Below are 17,158 nucleotides of genomic sequence, written 5' to 3'. Positions count from 1 at the left end.
CCCTCGGTGCCGTCACGCTTCCAACGACGGCACACGCTCTTCAGTCCCGCCCCGTGGGGGTGAGGTCAGCCACCGGCCCGCAGGACGTCCGCGACGATCGGCCCGGCCGCGTCCCCGCCGTGGCCGCCCTCCTCCGTCATGGCCGCCGCGGCGATGTCGTCGCGGAAACCGGTGAACCAGCTGTTGGACACCGTCTGCCCGTCGACCTCCGCCGACCCGGTCTTGGCGCCGATGTCGCCGCCGAGCCCGGACATCGCCTCCTTCGCGGTGCCCTGCGTGGCGGTGAGCCGCATCATCTGCTTGAGCTGGGACGACGTCTCGGACGACAGGCCCTTGGCGGTGGCCGTCTCGCGGTCGTCCAGCTCGGGGGAGACCAGATAGGGCTGGCGGAACGTGCCGGTGATCGCGGTGGCCGTCACCGAGGCCATGTTGAGCGGGTTCATCTGGACCTGGCCCTGGCCGATGGCGTTGGCCGCGCGGTCCGGGCCGGTGGAGGCGGGCACGCTGCCGTCGAAGGAGACGATGCCGGTCTTCCAGTTGTCCTTGCCGAGACCGAACCGCTCCTGGGCCTCCTGCGTCAGCGAGGAGTCGGTGAGCGGCTTCTCGTCGATGAGCTTGATGAAGGCGGTGTTGCAGGACCGCTGGAAGCTGTTGGCCAGCGTGGCGGACTCGTCGGGCTCCATGCCGGTGAGGTTCTTGAAGACCTGCCCCTGCCAGATCGCCTTGTCGGGGCAGGGCGCGGCGCCGTTCATCGAGGTCACGCCGTTGTCTATGAGCATCGCCGCAGTGATGATCTTCATCGTGGAGCCGGGCGCGACCCGGCCCTGGAAGGCCGCGTTGAAGCCGTCCGCGCGGTGGTTGGCGACCGCCAGCACCTCACCGGTGCTGGGCTTGAGGGCCACCACCGACGACTCGTCGAACCCCTCCACCGCCTTCTCCGCCGCCGCCTGCACGTTTGCGCTCAGCGTCGTCTCCAGCTTGCCGGGCTCACCCTCGGTGAGGGTCACCAGCGGGGTGTCCGCCACCTCCTGGGAGGCGTGCCGGACCATCAGCTCGACGCCGGGCTCGCCGCCCGCCCGGTCGCCGTACTTCTCCCGCAGGGTGTCCAGGACCGGGCCGAGCGAGGGGTACTTCTCCTTGGTCAGCACCTCGCCGTCCCGGTCGACGGCCTCGATCGGCGGGCTGGACGCCTTGGCGGTGACCAGCGTGTCCCCGTCGGCCGACAGCTCCGGATGGACGACGGACGGCTCCCAGTCGACCAGCGCCCGCCCGGTGGTCCGCCCGCGCACCACGCTCAGCCGGCTCTCGTACGTCAGCGGCTTGGTCCTGCCCCCGTAGGACACCTCCGCCTTCACGGTGAACGGCACCTTGGTGCCGGTCACCGTGCCCGGGGTGATGGTGACGCCGCTGATGTGGGCGTCCTCGGCGTACGCCGTCAGCAGCTTCAGGGCGGAGGCGTCGTCGTTGGTGTACGAGGCCGCCGTGTCGGCGTCGCCGTCCTCCCAGGCCGCGAAGAACTTCCCGGTCGTCTCCTCGACCTCGTCGCCGCTGGGCGGCCCGGTCTTCACCTCGTCCCCGCCGCCCAGCGCGGAGACCACGTTGTACGCGCCGTATCCGGCCCCTGCGACCATCACGGCGAACGCTCCGCCGATGACGGCGGCCTTCATCCCCCTGCCCATCGGCAGTTACCTCCCCATCGAACTCCCGGACGCGCCGTTGAACGCGTTCAGAAAGTGGTCACACTGGCACTCTATGTGCCGCAAGTGACTTGCGGTACGCCTGTTTCCGTTTGGTGGCCGAACGGAGACACGGCGGTCCCGGTCACACCCAGGTGTCCAGCCACATCCGCGCCCGCCAGTCCTCCATCGGGATCGCCGTGCCGGTGTAGAGGGGCCAGAAGTAGATGAAGTTCCACGCGACGAGGAGGAACAGGACACCGGCGGCCACCACGCCGCCCACCCGCCGCGCCTCGCTCGCCCCCGGCCGGCCGATCACCGCCCCCAGCAGCATCGCCACCGCCAGGCACAGGAACGGCAGGAAGACCACGGCGTAGAAGAGGAAGATCGTGCGCTCCTGGTACAGGAACCAGGGCAGGTAGCCGGCCGCGACGCCGCAGGCGATGGCGCCCGCGCGCCAGTCCCGGCGCAGCGCCCAGCGCCACAGCACGTACAGGACCGCGAAGCAGCCCAGCCACCACAGCACCGGCGTGCCCAGCGCCAGCACCTCGCGGGCGCACTTCTCGCCCGCGTCCGCCGGGCAGCCGTCCGTGCCGGGCGAGGGCGACTCGTAGAAGTAGGAGACCGGGCGGCCCAGGACGATCCAGCTCCACGGGTTGGACTGGTACGTGTGCGGCGAGGTCAGGTGGGTGTGGAACTCGTAGACCTGCGACTCGTAGTGCCACAGGCTGCGCCACCAGTCCGGGAACAGCCACGACCAGTCGCTGTCCTTCCCGTCGGTCGCCGCCCAGTTGCGGTAGTAGCCGCCCGTGCCGTCGCTCGGGGAGAGGATCCAGGCCGTCCAGGAGACCAGGTAGGTGACGAGCGCCACCGGGACGGTGGCGAGGAACGCCAGACCCAGGTCGTGCCTGAGCACCGCCGTGCGCGGGCGCACCGCGCCGGCCACCCGGCGGGCGCCCACGTCCCACAGCACCGCCATCACGCAGAACGCGACCAGGATGTACAGGCCGTTCCACTTGGTGCCGATGGCCAGGCCCAGCATCAGCCCCGCCGCCCAGCGCCACGGCCGCCACCCGATCCGGGTGGTCTCCGCGACGCGCGCGTCCGGGCGGACCCGGCCGTCGGCGTCCACCGGCAGCGCGGCGGCCAGTCTCGCCCGCGCCCGGTCCCGGTCGACCAGCAGGCAGCCGAAGGCGGCCAGCACGAAGAAGACCAGCACACTGTCGAGCAGCGCGGTCCGGCTCATCACGAAGGCCAGCCCGTCCAGCGCCAGCAGCGCGCCCGCCAGGCAGCCCAGGAACGTCGAGCGGAACAGACGGCGGCCGATCCGGCACAGCAGCAGGACCGAGAGGGTGCCGAGCAGCGCCGTCATGAAACGCCAGCCGAACGGATCGAACCCGAACAGCCACTCGCCGACGCCGATCACGAACTTGCCGACCGGCGGATGGACGACGTACGACGCGTCCGAGGGGACCGTGACGTCCCCGCCGGAGCCGAGGACCAGGTCGTTGGCGTTCTTGTCCCAGTTGACCTCGAAGCCGCGGTTGATCAGCGCCCACGCGTCCTTGGCGTAGTACGTCTCGTCGAATATCACCGCCTTCGGGCTGCCCAGGTTCCAGAACCGCAGCACCCCCGCCACCAGCGTGACCAGCAGCGGACCGCCCCAGCCCGACCAGCGCACCAGCCGGTCGGCGGCCTTCTCGGACACACCGAGGACACCCCACAGCCGGGGGCCGGGCCGCGTGTACGGCGGCACCAGCCGCTCGCGGACGTCGCTTCGCGCCGGGGCCGTGTAGCCGAAGCGGCGCAGCCGCCGCTGCCACGGCGGTCGCCGCTCGTGCGGCGCCTGGTCCTGTCGGGTGTCCGTGGAGTCCGTGGACGACGCTGTACTGGTCACCGCGCCATCGTAGGGAACCGGTCTGTGCGAGTCCCGCGCTTGCCCCTGCGAGGATGGAAACGTGACAGTCGCAACCGGAACCCTGGTCCTCGCCGGCACCCCCATCGGCGACCTCGCCGACGCCCCGCCCCGGCTCGCCGAGGAGCTGACGGCCGCCGACGTCGTCGCCGCGGAGGACACCCGTCGGCTGCGCCGGCTCGCCCAGGGGCTCGGCGTGACGCCCAAGGGGCGCGTGGTGTCGTACTTCGAGGGCAACGAGACGGCGCGCACGCCGGAGCTGGTCGAGGAACTGCTGAACGGCGCACGGGTGCTGCTGGTGACCGACGCCGGGATGCCGTCCGTCTCCGACCCCGGCTACCGGCTGGTCGCGGCGGCCGTCGAACGGGACGTCAAGGTCACCGCCGTGCCCGGACCGTCCGCCGTGCTGACCGCGCTGGCGCTGTCCGGGCTGCCGGTGGACCGGTTCTGCTTCGAGGGGTTCCCGCCGCGCAAGGCGGGCGAGCGGCTGACCCGGCTGCGGGAGGTCGCGGGCGAGCGCCGCACCCTCGTCTGGTTCGAGTCCCCGCACCGCGTCGCCGACACCCTCGCCGCGATGGCCGGGGTCTTCGGCGGCGAGCGGCGCGCGGCCGTCTGCCGGGAGCTGACCAAGACGTACGAGGAGATCAAGCGGGGCCCGCTCGGGGAGCTGGCGCAGTGGGCGGCCGAGGGCGTGCGCGGCGAGATCACCGTGGTCGTCGAGGGCGCCCCGGAGAAGGGCGACGAGGAGATCGGCGCCGAGGAGCTGGTGCGCCGGGTGCGGGTGCGCGAGGAGGCGGGGGAGCGGCGCAAGGAGGCCATCGCGGCGGTGGCCGTCGAGGCGGGCGTACCGAAGCGGGACGTCTTCGACGCCGTGGTCGCGGCGAAGAACGCGGGGGCGGCCGGCGGGGTGTGAGGCAGGGGTGCCGGGGCGGTCGGCGGGCGTGAGGCGGGGCGCTGGAGCGGCCGTCGGGGCGGTCGGCGGGCGTGAGGCCGGGGTGCCGGGGCGCCGGGGCGGTCGGCGGGCGTGAGGCCGGGGTGCCGGGGCGCCGGGGCGGTCGGCGGGCGTGAGGCCGGGGTGGCCGGCGGGCGTGAGGCGGGGGTGCCGGGGTGGCCGGCGGGCGTGAGGCCGGTGCGCGCGGGGGCGCGCGCCCCATGGGCCGGTAAACGGGCGGTCGGCAAGGCAAAGCCCCGCGCCGCGCCGGACGGCCGTTCGGCAAAGGACCGCCAAATCGCCGCCAACACTTGGCATCCCTGGGGATTCCGGACCGTTCCGGGCATCCACTGGAGGAACGGGACGCGTCCACGCCCCATCCTCGCGGACCCAGGGAGCCGGTATGAGCGAGACCACGGTGCACGAGTCGTACTCCTTCGCCTGCATGCGCTGCGGCAGCGGCTGGGAGCAGTCCTACGAGATAGAGCACCACACGGACGCCCAGGGCCACACGTCCGTGGTGTACCTGGCCGACGGGCGGATCGTGCCCTCCCCGCTCTCCCGGCCCACCTGCCACAACTGCGACGGGCACGTCGTACGGATCATGCGGCCGGGGAGGGTCGCCTCGGCGCGGAAGGCGGCCGCGCACGGGCCGTACGCCGCCGTGCCCCGGCAGGCCGGACCGGCCGAGGCGCCGGTGGCGCAGGGCGCGGCCGAGCGGCGGCACCGGCACGTCGCCGACCTGCTGCACTCCCTGCACCTGCACCTGCACCTGCACCGCAAGGCGGGCTGACCGGCGTTTGTAGGATCGGGGACATGCCTTCCAACGCCCCGGCCGACAAGAACGCGGCGCCCCCGCCGCCCGAGCCCCTGCGGGTGCCGGTCGCCGACTCGCACACCCACCTCGACATGCAGTCCGGCACGGTCGAGGAGGGCCTCGCGAAGGCCGCGTCCGTGGGCGTGACCACGGTCGTCCAGGTCGGCTGCGACCTCGCCGGCTCCCGCTGGGCGGCCGAGACGGCGGCGGCGTACGAGAACGTCCACGCCGCCGTCGCCCTGCACCCCAACGAAGCCCCGCGCATCGTCCACGGGGACCCTGATGGCTGGTCGCGGCAGGGCGCGCGGATGCCCGGCGGGGACGCCGCCCTCGACGACGCGCTCGCGGAGATCGACCGGCTGGCCGCGCTGGAGCAGGTCAAGGCCGTCGGGGAGACCGGACTGGACCACTTCCGCACCGGCGAGGAGGGCAGGGAGGCGCAGGAGCGCTCCTTCCGCGCCCACATCGAGATCGCCAAGCGGCACGGCAAGGCGCTGGTCATCCACGACCGCGACGCCCACGCCGACGTCCTGCGCGTGCTCAAGGAGGAGGGCGCCCCCGAGCGGACCGTTTTCCACTGCTACTCCGGCGACGCGGAGATGGCCGAGGTCTGCGCCGCGGCCGGCTACTTCATGTCCTTCGCCGGCAACGTCACCTTCAAGAACGCCCAGAACCTGCGTGACGCCCTCGCGGTGGCCCCGCTGGACCTGGTCCTGGTGGAGACCGACGCGCCCTTCCTGACCCCGGCGCCCTACCGGGGCCGGCCCAACGCGCCCTACCTGATCCCGGTCACGGTGCGCGCGATGGCCGCCGTGCGCGGCATCGACGAGGACGCGCTGGCGACCGCGCTGGCGGCGAACACGGCGCGGGCCTTCGGCTACTGACCGACGGGACGGGCGGGCGCGCGGGCCCGGCTACTCTTGCGGGGTGAGCAGCCCCACCCCGCCCGACGCCCTCCTCGGCCCCGCCGACGTCCGTGAACTGGCCTCCGCCCTCGGTGTCCGCCCCACCAAGCAGCGCGGCCAGAACTTCGTCATCGACGCCAACACGGTCCGCCGCATCGTGCGCACCGCCGAGGTCCGCCCCGACGACGTGGTGGTCGAGGTGGGCCCGGGGCTCGGCTCGCTCACCCTGGCCCTGCTGGAGGTGGCCGACCGGGTCACCGCCGTGGAGATCGACGACGTACTGGCCGCGGCCCTGCCCGCCACGGTCGCCGCCCGGATGCCCGAGCGCGCCGACCGGTTCGCGCTGGTCCACTCCGACGCCATGCGGGTCACCGGACTGCCGGGCCCCGCCCCGACCGCGCTCGTCGCCAACCTGCCGTACAACGTGGCCGTGCCCGTCCTGCTGCACATGCTGGAGACCTTCCCGAGCGTGGAGCGCACCCTCGTCATGGTCCAGGCCGAGGTCGCCGACCGGCTCGCCGCCGGGCCGGGCTCGAAGGTGTACGGCGTGCCGTCCGTGAAGGCCAACTGGTACGCCGAGGTGAAGCGGGCCGGCTCCATCGGCCGCAACGTCTTCTGGCCGGCGCCCAACGTCGACAGCGGACTGGTGTCGCTGGTGCGGCGTGCGAAGCCGCCGGCCACGACCGCGTCGCGGGCCGAGGTGTTCGCCGTCGTCGACGCGGCCTTCGCCCAGCGCCGCAAGACCCTGCGGGCCGCCCTGTCCGGGTGGGCCGGGTCGGCGGCGGCGGCCGAGGCGGCGCTGGTCGCCGCGGGCGTGTCGCCGCAGGCGCGCGGGGAGTCCCTGACCGTGGAGGAGTTCGCGCGGATCGCCGAGCACAAGAAGTGACATCCGGACGCGAGCAGTGATCCTCGGATGCGAGCAGTGATGCAGTGACATCGGATGCGAGCAGTGGCATCCGGACAGAAGAAGTGACCGCCGAGCCCGAGAAGCGACGGAAGGCAGCGAGTACGTGAGTGTGACGGTACGTGTCCCCGCCAAGGTCAACGTCCAGCTCGCGGTGGGCCCGCCCCGCCCCGACGGCTTCCACGACCTGGCCAACGTCTTCCTCGCCGTCGGCCTGTACGACGAGGTCACGGCGGCCCCCGCCGACACGCTGCGCGTCACGTGCGAGGGGCCGGGCGCGGACCGGGTGCCCCTGGACCGCTCCAACCTCGCCGCCCGCGCCGCCCTGGCCCTCGCCGAGCGCTACGGCCGCGCCCCCGACGTCCACCTGCACATCGACAAGGACATCCCCGTCGCCGGCGGCATGGCGGGCGGCAGCGCGGACGGCGCGGCGGCGCTGGTCGCCTGCGACGCGCTGTGGGGGACGGGCGCGTCCCGTGACGAGCTGCTGGACATCTGCGCCGAGCTGGGCAGCGACGTGCCGTTCAGCCTGGTCGGCGGGGCGGCGCTGGGCACCGGGCGGGGCGAGAGGCTGACCGAGCTGAAGGTGGGGGGCACCTTCCACTGGGTGTTCGCGATGGCGGAGCGGGGGCTGTCGACGCCGGCGGTGTTCCGGGAGTTCGACCGGCTGAGCGAGGGGGCGGACGTCCCCGCCCCGGTGGCCTCGCAGGCGGTGCTCGACGCCCTCGCGGGCGGTGACCCCGGCGCGCTGGCGGTGGCCGTCTCCAACGACCTCCAGCCGGCCGCGCTGTCGCTGTTCCCGGAGCTGGCGGACACGCTGGCCGCGGGGCGCGCGGCCGGAGCGCTGGCGGCACTGGTCTCGGGCTCGGGCCCGACCACCGCGTTCCTCGCGGGGGACGCGGACGCGGCGACGGTCATCGCCGGGGTGCTGCGCGCCTCCGGCACGTGTGGGGCGGTGCGGGTCGCGGAGGGGGCCGCGGTCGGGGCGACGGTGGTGTGACTCAGAGCTGGTCGACGGCGGTCAGATCGACGTCGACGGAGTAGGGCTTGTCGACCTTGATGCGGTCGCGGTGCATGCCCATGTGGACGTACGCGTTGGTCAGCGGGTCGAGTTCGTAGACGTGGATGACGGGCTTGCCCTCCGGGCCGTCCTGCTCCACCCGCCAGAAGTTCGGGATGCCGGCGGCCGCGTACTTGTGGGGCTTGGTCGTGCGGTCGCGGGACTCGGAGTCGGGGGAGACGACTTCGACGGCGAGCAGGACGTCCTCGGCCTGGTAGCTGGTCCGGGCCGGACCGGTGACCGCCTTTGCGCGGATGACGCTCACATCGGGTTCGGGGCCGTTGCGCTGGTCGAGGACGATGGTCATCTCCCGCCGGATCCTCAGTTCGGCCGGTGCTGTGCTGCGCAGTCCGGTCACCAGCAGGTCGATGACGATGCTGTGGAAATCCCGCTGCGGACTCACGAAAACCAAGCTCCCGTCGATCAGCTCGGTGTGCGGCGGGAGATCCGGCAGCGTGGACAGGTCGTCCACGGTGTATCCGTCCTGCGGCGGCATCGGCCAGCGCTGGTGGCCGCGGTGCTCTACGGACTCGGCGGTCATGGTTCCTCCCATGGACGGGATCCTGCTGCCCGCCCTCCACGGTAGCCGGACGATCTGACATGCGTCACTACAAAGAGTGACGGCCCTTGTCCGTGTCACCCCGCCTCCCGAAGGGCCTACGCTTGAAAGCTGATCGTCCCCCAGTCAGGAGAGAAATGGCCGTCAACCTGGTCAATGTCGAGAACGTCAGCAAGGTGTACGGCACCCGTGCGCTGCTGGACGGGGTGTCCCTCGGTGTCTCCGAGGGGGACCGCATCGGCGTCGTGGGCCGCAACGGTGACGGCAAGACCACGCTGATCCGGATGCTCGCCAAGCTGGAGGAGGCCGACACCGGCCGGGTCACCCACTCCGGCGGGCTGCGGCTCGGGGTGCTGACGCAGCACGACTCCCTCGACCCCGCCGCCACGGTGCGGCACGAGGTCATCGGCGACCTCGCCGACCACGAGTGGGCGGGCGACGCCAAGATCCGGGACGTGCTGACGGGACTGTTCGGGGGGCTGGACCTGCCCGGGTTCCCGCAGGGGCTGGACACCGTCATCGGACCGCTGTCGGGCGGTGAGCGGCGGCGGATCGCGCTGGCCAAGCTGCTCATCGACGAGCAGGACCTGATCGTCCTGGACGAGCCGACCAACCACCTCGACGTCGAGGGCATCTCCTGGCTCGCCCGGCACCTGAGCGCACGGCGCTCCGCGCTGGTCTGCGTCACCCACGACCGCTGGTTCCTCGACCAGGTCTGCACCCGCATGTGGGACGTGCAGCGCGGTGACGTCCACGAGTACGAGGGCGGCTACTCGGACTACGTCTTCGCCCGCGCGGAACGGGAGCGGATCGCCGCGACCGAGGAGGCCAAGCGGCAGAACCTGGTCCGCAAGGAGCTGGCGTGGCTGCGGCGCGGGGCGCCCGCGCGGACCTCGAAGCCGCGGTTCCGGGTGGAGGCGGCGAACGAGCTGATCGCGGACGTGCCGCCGCCGCGGGACAGCAGCGAGCTGATGAAGTTCGCGTCGTCGCGGCTGGGGAAGACGGTCTTCGACCTGGAGGACGTGACGGTCCAGGCCGGGCCCAAGGTGCTGCTCAAGCACCTGACCTGGCAGCTCGGCCCGGGGGACCGGGTCGGTCTGGTCGGCGTCAACGGCGCGGGCAAGACGTCGCTGCTGCGGGCGCTCGCGGAGGCCGCCACCAGTGCGGGCGAGCGGCAGCCGGCGGGCGGGCGGATCAAGGTCGGCCGGACGGTGAAGCTGGCCTACCTGTCGCAGGAGGTCGCCGAGCTGGACCCCGACTGGCGGGTGCTGGAGGCCGTGCAGCGGGTGCGGGAACGCGTCGACCTGGGCAAGGGGCGCGAGATGACCGCCGGACAGCTGTGCGAGACGTTCGGCTTCGGCAAGGAGAAGCAGTGGACGCCGGTCGGGGACCTGTCGGGCGGTGAGCGGCGGCGGCTGCAGATCCTGCGGCTGCTGATGGACGAGCCGAACGTGCTGTTCCTCGACGAGCCGACGAACGACCTCGACATCGAGACGCTGACCCAGCTGGAGGACCTGCTCGACGGCTGGCCCGGGTCGATGATCGTCATCTCCCACGACCGGTTCTTCGTGGAGCGGACCACGGACCGGGTGTTCGCCCTGCTCGGCGACGGCACGCTGCGGATGCTGCCGCGGGGCATCGACGAGTACCTGGAGCGGCGGCAGCGGATGGAGGAGGCGGCAGCGGCGTCGGCGCCCGCGCCCGTGGCGGAGAAGGCCGCCACCGAGCGGAGCGCCGCCGATCAGCGCGCCGCGAAGAAGGAGCTGCAGAAGATCGAGCGGCAGCTGGACAAGATCTCCGAGAAGGAGAGCGAGCTGCACGCCCGGATCGCCGAGCACGCCACGGACTTCGCGAAGGTGGCCGGGCTGGACGCCGAGCTGAGGGAGCTGTCCGGGCAGCGCGACGAGCTGGAGCTGCGCTGGCTGGAACTGGCGGAGGACGCCTGACTCGGTCGTATTGCGAGGGATTTCGGTGATCCGGGGCAGTTCTCGCCGGTAGGGGGAGCGCGACGTCGAACAAGCGTGTAGCTTCCGGGGGCAGGTCGGGGGAGTGCCGGGGGACTGTGGGGCGGGACTGGGGGGTTGCAGTGGGAGTGCGGCTGATGGTGGTCGACGACCACCGATTGCTCGCCGAGGCGTTGGCCTCGGCGCTGAAGCTGCGGGGGCACCGGGTGCTGGCCGCGGCGGCTCCGGCCGCGGGGGCGGCGGAACTGGTGATCAGCCGGGCGCCGGAGGTGTGCCTGATGGGGACGGCGACGCCGGCCGAACCGGGCATCTTCGACCCGGTGGTACGGATCAAGCGGGACCGGCCGCAGGTGGCGGTGCTGGTGCTGGGACCGGTGCCGAGCCCGCGCGGGATCGCGGCGGCGTTCGCGTCGGGGGCGTCCGGGTACGTCCGGCACGACGAGCGGATAGAGGGCGTCGAGCGGGCGATCATGAAGGCGCGGGCGGGGGAGGCGGCGGTGGCACCCGCGCTGTTGCACGGCGCGTTCGCCGAGCTGCTCAATCCCGCCGCGCAGCCCGACGACGAGGGCCAGCGGCTGCTGCAGATGCTGACCCCCCGGGAGCTGGAGGTGCTGGTGCGGGTCGCCGACGGCGAGGACACGCGGCTGATCGCGGCGGGGATGGGCATCGCGCCGTCCACCGCGCGCACCCATGTCCAGCGGGTGCTGATGAAGCTGGGGGTCGGCTCCCGGCTGGAGGCGGCCGCGCTGGCGGCCCGGACGGGACTGCTGGACCGGGCGGGGACGGGGGCCTCCGGCGGCTGAGCGGGGGGCGCCCGCGGCGGCCCGCGCGGGTCCGGCCGGAGGGCGGACCCGCGCATCGGCCTGCGAGCGGCCCCGGCCGTCCGGGCCCAAGGGCCCGCGGGCGGGTCTCAGCCCACCTGGCCGTCTTCGCGCGCCATCCCCTGCACGACGAGGCCGAGGACGGGCGCCAGCAGTCCCGCCGCGGCCGTCCACGCTGGCCAGGTGCCGGCGTCCGGAACCAGCAGCAGGGCGGCCAGACAGCCGAGCGCGACCGCACACCCCACGGCCACCGGCACCGACGCCGTGACGAGCCAGCCCGCGCCGAGGTCCAGCGTGCGGACCCGCCGCTCGGGGTCCGGATGCGCAGGGACCGTGAGCCGCTCCTCCGCGACCCGCTCGGCCACCGCGACCGGGACCGCGCCGGGCAGCCGCCAGCCGTCGTCGCCCACCAGGTCGGCGAGGACGTCCCGGCCCCGGCGCCGCCGCGGATTCCACAGCAGCCAGCCGTGCTTCCCGAAGAGCGCGGCTCCGGCGGCCGCCGCGGACATCGGGGAGTGGAAGGGGACCTTTGTGCCGTGCCCCTGAAGCACCAGGCCCTTCAGCCGCCTGGTGTTCTCCCGCCGCTTGCGCTCATCGGCCGCCGTACCGCCGGGCGGCGGCGCGTCGACGTGCTCACCCGACCCGGCGACGGTGACCCGCAGGGCCTGCCAGCCGGGGCCGACGGTGCGCGCGCGGCGGCGCGTACTGCCGTACAGCCACAAGCCGGTGACCAGGGCGAGGGTCACCAGGGACCACAGACCGGCGATCAGCCACGCCGTGCTGACCCGCACGGCCCGCCCGGCGAGCTGGCGCTCCACGTCCTCGCGCTGATCGTCACCGACGGCACCCAGCTCGGGCCGCTCCGGGACATACGCCACGTACAGTTCGCTGCCGACCGCCTGACGCCGACTGGTGGACGCCTCGAACGTCACCGGAACGCCGCCGCCGCCGGTCGCCGAGGGAAGCAGGACGGTGTAGTCGGCGGTGGCCGCAGCGCGTGGACTGCCGCCCTCGGCGACCTCGTTCTCGATCCTGACGACGGGACGCCGCTCGATCACCGCACCGGCCTCGCCCAGTACGGCACTCGTGCCCGTTCCCCGCGCGTCGGCGGCGGCCAGTGTCCCCCACAGGGCCAGCAGCGCGGGAAGGGCGACCAGTACGCCCAAGGAGCGGGCCGACGGCCAGCCGGCGCCGCCCAGCCGCACCGGCACCGTGCCGTCACCGCGGCCCGGGGACGCCGAGGCGGCCCGTACGGCCCACTGGTAGGTCTCGCGGCGCGACCGGCCGCCCCCGAGTACCACCGCCGCCCCCAGGATCGCGACGCACAGGGTGAGCAGCGCCAGACAGCCCCACATGACGGCGTCGCGCACCGCGGTGGCCCCCAGGAAGAGCCACGCGGCGGTCAGCGCCACCAGGGCGAACGGGGCGGCCACGGCGACGAACCGCCCGCAGCGGGGGAAGCACCGGACACCGCTCGTCTCCCCGACGCCGTCGTGGGGCTCACTCACGGTCGACTCACTGTTCACCCGAACGCTCCGTACCGACCGGTATCGGGCCGGTCCCGATCCCGCAGGGCTCTGGCATCCTCACCCGCGTCCTTCCGAGCGTCGGCAGCGGCACCGGGTCGCTCCTCGTTCTTGTCCGCGTTGGGGTCGCCGTTGACGGCCGCGTCGATGTCCTTGGAGATGTTGCCGCCCGTGCCGAGTCCGAAGCTGATGGGCGCGTTGGTGGCCAGATCACCCGCGAGACCGTGCGCACCGGAGAACGCCTGCCCGTCAGTGGCCCGTGGACAGCCGCGCTTCCGGCACCGCCGCTGAGCCCGCCGGCCAGAGCACCGAGCGCCATCTGCGAGGCGTCGAACCGCTCACCGTTGCGCAGGTTGTTGACGGTGTCACCGACGGCCGACGAGGCGGCACCCGCCGTCACACCGCCCGCGGTGTTTCCCAGAAGAGTCCCGCCGAGCCTGGCACCCAGCGGACCTCCGACGAACTTCCCGCCGAGTGCGCCCACCGCACCGTTGGTCAGGTTGTTGCCGAACTCGGCACCCTTGCCGGTGGCCAAGCTCGTCGCGACTCCGGCGCCCGTTCCAGCCGCCCACTGCATCCCCAACTCGACGGTCAGGCGCTGCCACTTGCCCGCCTGCGCGAACGTGCGGATGCTCCGGAACACCCGGGCGGCCATGCTGAGCAGCCGGCCCAGCTTCGATGCGGCGTTGAGGGCCTGCACGCCCAGCCGTGCGGCGTTGGCGGCTCCGGCCGCCGCCGAGAAACCGAGGGTGACGAAGGAGAGCGCGACGGACGCGCCGATCGAGACACCGATCTCGATGTAGATCCTGTGGATCTCGTCGTTGATCTCCTCGATGTTGTCGTCCGCTTCCTCAAGGCCCTTCGCCGCCTGCTCGAAGAGCGGCAGGGTCTCGTCGACCGCCTCGCCGATCTTCGTCCAGTGCGCCCGGAACGCTTCGGCCGAGTCACCCCGCCAATGCACGCCGAGGGTGTCCTGCACCTTCTTGTCGAGCGCGTGGTACACCTCGTCCAGCTCTTCGCCCATGGTGCGCCAGCCTCTGGCCGCCGCGCGCAGCACATCTGGGCGACCGCCCGGGTTCACCAGCTCGATACCGGCTTCGTAGACCTTTTCGGCAGCCCCCTCGTCGCTCAATTCCTGCCGCCCTTGAACAGGTCGGCGAGAGCGTCGTCGGACGCCTCCGAGTTCTTTGCGTTGATCTTGAGTGCCTGACCGATCTCATCGAAGTGACGAGCCAGTTTTCCCAGGGACTGGGCCATATCCGAGGCCAGTTCGATATACGATGTCGTGACTTCCCCGGATTCCGTCAAAAGCCCGAAGCCGTCGTGGATCTGCTCCGCGTCCGTCTGGCTCTGAAAGCTCTTGACCGCGCTGGACAGGTCGTATGCCCGTGTATCGAAGGCATCCGCCAGTTTTGTGATTTCCTGCGGATCGATATAGAAGTCGCCAGACATGTACGGTTCCGTCCCCGTCTTTCGCGGCACTGAGGCGCGGACACGTTGCGCCATAGGCAGGTTACCTTCAGTGCCGTCGCCCCCCGAGGCCGCGGCCGCGCTCGCTCACCATTCCCGCACAGGGCTTTGCGGTGCCGTCCTGTTCTCGCGCCCGGCTCGGTGCTCCCTCGTCGCGTTATGGACCATGACGGCTGCGTCAGCCATATGAGGGAAGAACTTCCCGCACCGCAGAGTGTCCCGCTCCTCACCGGTCTCCGTGCGCTCGACGACCCGTCCGGTGGAGGCGCTGGACGGCGGAGCTGGAGCGCGGCGGGGCGGGCGTGCTGACCGGGGGGTGAGCTCTGGCACCGGTGGCCGTCGGGCAGTGGCCTCGGCGTGGGCACGGGCCGGGGTCCGGTGGGCCCCGGCCCGCGCGTGTCCCGGGCGGCTGCTACGCGCCCCGCTTGTCGCCGGGCGTGCCGTCCACCGGCGGAGCCGGCGGAGCCGTCGGCCGCAGCTTCAGCCAGGTCAGGAAGAACAGCCCCAGGACCAGCATCCCGAGCCCGGTCCACAGGTTGATGTTCACGCCCTCCGCCTTGTCGATGTCGGCGTCGGACGCGGTGAGGCCGGCGATCGTGACGATGACGCCGTAGAGGGCGAACAGGCCGCCGATGATGCGGCGGATGTCGAACAGCCGGGCGGCCGTGGCCGACTTGGTCTCCAGCTCGGAGACCTCCTCGTGGACGTCCTTCTCGTGGAACTCAGACATGCTCTCTCAATCCTTCCGCGATCAGAACGAGAACGGGACGTAGCAGACGGCCGCCAGCACGACCGCGCCCCAGCCCAGCAGCGCCGGCTTGCGGTACCACGCGTCGTCGCCCTCGCCGGGCGCCTCGGACATGCCGGGCGACCTTGTGCCGTAGACCAGGCCCTGGAGTTCGGCGGCCGGCTTGGGGGCCGTGAACAGGGACACGGCGACCATGACCACCGCGCCGGCGACGAAGCCGACGATCGCGGAGACGAAGTTGGCGCCCTGGTCGGAGGGGATGCCGATGACGCCCTGCTTGTAGATCCAGAAGTAGTTGACCATCGCCGCGACGGTGCCCGCCAGCAGGCCCCAGAAGCCGGACTTGACCGACGCCCGCTTCCAGAACATGCCGATGATGAAGACGACGAACATCGGCACGTTGAAGAAGGAGAACAGCGTCTGGAGGTACGCCATGATGTTGGAGAAGGACTGGGCCAGGAACGCCGTGCCGATGGACGCCAGCACGCCGATGACCGTGATGATCCGGCCGAACTTCAGGTAGTACTCGTCCGTCTCCCCCTTCTTCACGTACTTCGCCCAGATGTCCGTCGTGAACACCGTGTTGAAGGACGAGACGTTGGCCGCCATGCCGGCCATGAACGCCGCCAGCAGACCGGTGACCGCGATGCCGAGCACGCCGTTGGGCAGGAACTGCTCCATCAGGTACGGGATCGCGTCGTTGTACTGGAGGTCGGAGCCGGGCGTGCCGATCTTGGGGACCAGGGCGGCGGCGACCAGGCCGGGGATCATCACCAGGAAGACGATGAAGATCTTCGGGAACGCCGCGATGAGCGGGGTGCGCTTGGCGGCGGACAGGTTCTTCGCGGACAGCGCGCGCTGCACCTCGGCGAAGTTGGTGGTCCAGTAGCCGAAGCCGAGGACGAAGCCGAGGCCGAGGACGATGGTCAGCCAGTTGGCGCCGAGCGGGTTGCCGCTGCCGATGCCCGTGCCGCCCCAGGACGTCATGAAGTCGCCGCCGTGCCGCGCGGAGAGGTTGTCGGACAGGCCGTCCCAGCCGCCGACCTTCTTCAGGCCGAGGACGGTGATCGGGATCAGGGCGGCCAGGATGACGAAGAACTGGAGGACCTCGTTGTAGATCGCGGAGGAGAGGCCGCCCAGGGTGATGTAGGCGAGCACGAAGACGCCGGCCACGACGATGGAGACCCACAGGGGCCAGCCGAGGAGGGCCTCCACGACGATGGCGAGGGCGTAGAGGTTGACGCCCGCGATCAGGATCGCGGCGATCGCGAACAGGACCGAACTGAGCAGGTGCGCCGACCGGTCGAAGCGCAGCAGCAGGAACTCCGGGACCGAGCGGACCTTGCTGCCGTAGTAGAACGGCATCATCACCAGGCCCAGGAAGACCATCGCCGGGATCGCGCCGATCCAGTACCAGTGGGTCGTGTAGACGCCGTACTGGGCGCTGTTGGCGGCCATGCCGAGGATCTCGGTGGCGCCCAGGTTGGCCGCGACGAAGGCGAGTCCGGTGACCCAGGCGGGCAGGGAGCGGCCGGAGAGGAAGAAGTCGAGGCTGGTCCTGACCGACCGGCGGGCGGCGAGGCCGATACCCAGGACGACCACGAAGTAGAGGGCGAGGATCGTGTAGTCGAGCCAGTTGGTGGGGAGCCGGAGCTCCGCCGCCAGGTATGTGGGGGTCTGCATGCGTACTCGCTTCGTCGCGTGAACTGATCCGGGCGGGATCTAACTTTCCGCTTACCAGGGATGAACACTTTCCACGGTGTTCTTTGTTTGATCGTGATGATCGATGGGGGTGGTGACTTGTGAAGTGTTATGTTTGATTGTGTTGAGTGCTTGGGTGTGGAGAGTGGCGTGAGGAGTCC

General features: G+C 71.9%; 15 protein-coding genes. 7 read left to right on the top strand and 8 right to left on the bottom strand.

Going from position 1 to position 17,158, the window contains the following annotated elements:
• Positions 1-65: 65 nt before the first annotated feature.
• A complete protein-coding gene (locus ACY1JF_RS06145) occupies positions 66-1,679 on the bottom strand; it encodes a penicillin-binding transpeptidase domain-containing protein (protein WP_462703948.1) in 1,614 nt (537 codons plus the stop codon).
• A 142-nt stretch (positions 1,680-1,821) separates the two neighbouring features.
• The gene (locus ACY1JF_RS06140; protein ID WP_462703947.1) at positions 1,822-3,573 is read right to left on the bottom strand and encodes a dolichyl-phosphate-mannose--protein mannosyltransferase; all 1,752 of its coding nucleotides are present in this window, start codon (positions 3,571-3,573) and stop codon (positions 1,822-1,824) included.
• A 61-nt stretch (positions 3,574-3,634) separates the two neighbouring features.
• Here ACY1JF_RS06140 and rsmI point away from each other — a divergent pair, with 61 nt between their 5' ends.
• From rsmI to ACY1JF_RS06115, 5 genes are all read left to right on the top strand, one after another.
• On the top strand, positions 3,635-4,504 hold the full coding sequence (gene rsmI / locus ACY1JF_RS06135) for a 16S rRNA (cytidine(1402)-2'-O)-methyltransferase (RefSeq protein WP_462703946.1): 870 nt from the start codon (positions 3,635-3,637) through the stop codon (positions 4,502-4,504).
• 421 nt (positions 4,505-4,925) lie between these two features.
• On the top strand, positions 4,926-5,315 hold the full coding sequence (locus ACY1JF_RS06130) for a hypothetical protein (protein ID WP_462703945.1): 390 nt from the start codon (positions 4,926-4,928) through the stop codon (positions 5,313-5,315).
• A 23-nt stretch (positions 5,316-5,338) separates the two neighbouring features.
• A complete protein-coding gene (locus ACY1JF_RS06125; RefSeq protein WP_462703944.1) occupies positions 5,339-6,223 on the top strand; it encodes a TatD family hydrolase in 885 nt (294 codons plus the stop codon).
• A 43-nt stretch (positions 6,224-6,266) separates the two neighbouring features.
• Positions 6,267-7,130 carry a 16S rRNA (adenine(1518)-N(6)/adenine(1519)-N(6))-dimethyltransferase RsmA gene (gene rsmA, locus ACY1JF_RS06120; protein ID WP_462703943.1) on the top strand — a complete coding sequence of 288 codons (864 nt, stop codon included), beginning with the start codon at positions 6,267-6,269 and terminating at the stop codon, positions 7,128-7,130.
• 124 nt (positions 7,131-7,254) lie between these two features.
• Positions 7,255-8,148, top strand: a complete 894-nt coding sequence (locus ACY1JF_RS06115; RefSeq protein ID WP_462703942.1) for a 4-(cytidine 5'-diphospho)-2-C-methyl-D-erythritol kinase — start codon at positions 7,255-7,257, stop codon at positions 8,146-8,148.
• Between the two features lies 1 nt (position 8,149).
• Here the strand turns inward: ACY1JF_RS06115 and ACY1JF_RS06110 are convergent, their stop codons facing one another.
• Positions 8,150-8,749 (bottom strand): Uma2 family endonuclease, encoded by a 600-nt coding sequence (locus tag ACY1JF_RS06110; RefSeq protein WP_462703941.1) that lies wholly within the window; start codon positions 8,747-8,749, stop codon positions 8,150-8,152.
• 155 nt (positions 8,750-8,904) lie between these two features.
• On the opposite strand from ACY1JF_RS06110, the gene ACY1JF_RS06105 reads away from it, so the two are divergent.
• The gene (locus ACY1JF_RS06105) at positions 8,905-10,713 is read left to right on the top strand and encodes an ABC-F family ATP-binding cassette domain-containing protein (RefSeq protein WP_462703940.1); all 1,809 of its coding nucleotides are present in this window, start codon (positions 8,905-8,907) and stop codon (positions 10,711-10,713) included.
• Between the two features lie 140 nt (positions 10,714-10,853).
• Positions 10,854-11,534, top strand: coding sequence for a helix-turn-helix transcriptional regulator (locus ACY1JF_RS06100; protein ID WP_462703939.1), 681 nt, complete (start codon positions 10,854-10,856; stop codon positions 11,532-11,534).
• Between the two features lie 107 nt (positions 11,535-11,641).
• Here ACY1JF_RS06100 and ACY1JF_RS06095 read toward each other — a convergent pair whose 3' ends face one another.
• The 5 genes from ACY1JF_RS06095 to ACY1JF_RS06075 form a co-directional block, all read right to left on the bottom strand.
• Positions 11,642-13,060, bottom strand: a complete 1,419-nt coding sequence (locus ACY1JF_RS06095; protein WP_462703938.1) for a hypothetical protein — start codon at positions 13,058-13,060, stop codon at positions 11,642-11,644.
• Between the two features lie 7 nt (positions 13,061-13,067).
• On the bottom strand, positions 13,068-14,210 hold the full coding sequence (locus tag ACY1JF_RS06090) for a WXG100 family type VII secretion target (RefSeq protein ID WP_462703937.1): 1,143 nt from the start codon (positions 14,208-14,210) through the stop codon (positions 13,068-13,070).
• Entirely contained in the window at positions 14,207-14,530 is a 324-nt protein-coding gene (locus ACY1JF_RS06085; protein WP_462703936.1) for a hypothetical protein, read from the bottom strand. The genes ACY1JF_RS06090 and ACY1JF_RS06085 overlap by 4 nt, the downstream gene beginning before the upstream one ends.
• Before the next feature lie 430 nt (positions 14,531-14,960).
• Complete coding sequence (locus ACY1JF_RS06080; protein ID WP_462703935.1) at positions 14,961-15,278, bottom strand: hypothetical protein; 318 nt, start codon at positions 15,276-15,278, stop codon at positions 14,961-14,963.
• Between the two features lie 21 nt (positions 15,279-15,299).
• On the bottom strand, positions 15,300-16,979 hold the full coding sequence (locus ACY1JF_RS06075) for a sodium:solute symporter family protein (protein WP_462703934.1): 1,680 nt from the start codon (positions 16,977-16,979) through the stop codon (positions 15,300-15,302).
• Positions 16,980-17,158: the final 179 nt, after the last annotated feature.

It is taken from the genome of Streptomyces sp. SYSU D01066-1, assembly GCF_054956795.1.
Note: the sequence above shows the minus strand (reverse complement) of the source record. Positions and strands in the feature narration are given on the sequence as shown.

Excerpts from the sequence above, each read along its gene's own strand:
- ACY1JF_RS06145 (WP_462703948.1), bottom strand. The coding sequence starts at position 1,679 with ATGGGCAGGGGGATGAAGGCCGCCGTCATCGGCGGAGCGTTCGCCGTG.
- ACY1JF_RS06130 (WP_462703945.1), top strand. The coding sequence starts at position 4,926 with ATGAGCGAGACCACGGTGCACGAGTCGTACTCCTTCGCCTGCATGCGC.
- ACY1JF_RS06125 (WP_462703944.1), top strand. The coding sequence starts at position 5,339 with ATGCCTTCCAACGCCCCGGCCGACAAGAACGCGGCGCCCCCGCCGCCC.
- ACY1JF_RS06110 (WP_462703941.1), bottom strand. The coding sequence starts at position 8,749 with ATGACCGCCGAGTCCGTAGAGCACCGCGGCCACCAGCGCTGGCCGATG.
- ACY1JF_RS06105 (WP_462703940.1), top strand. The coding sequence starts at position 8,905 with ATGGCCGTCAACCTGGTCAATGTCGAGAACGTCAGCAAGGTGTACGGC.
- ACY1JF_RS06085 (WP_462703936.1), bottom strand. The coding sequence starts at position 14,530 with ATGTCTGGCGACTTCTATATCGATCCGCAGGAAATCACAAAACTGGCG.
- ACY1JF_RS06080 (WP_462703935.1), bottom strand. The coding sequence starts at position 15,278 with ATGTCTGAGTTCCACGAGAAGGACGTCCACGAGGAGGTCTCCGAGCTG.
- ACY1JF_RS06075 (WP_462703934.1), bottom strand. The coding sequence starts at position 16,979 with ATGCAGACCCCCACATACCTGGCGGCGGAGCTCCGGCTCCCCACCAAC.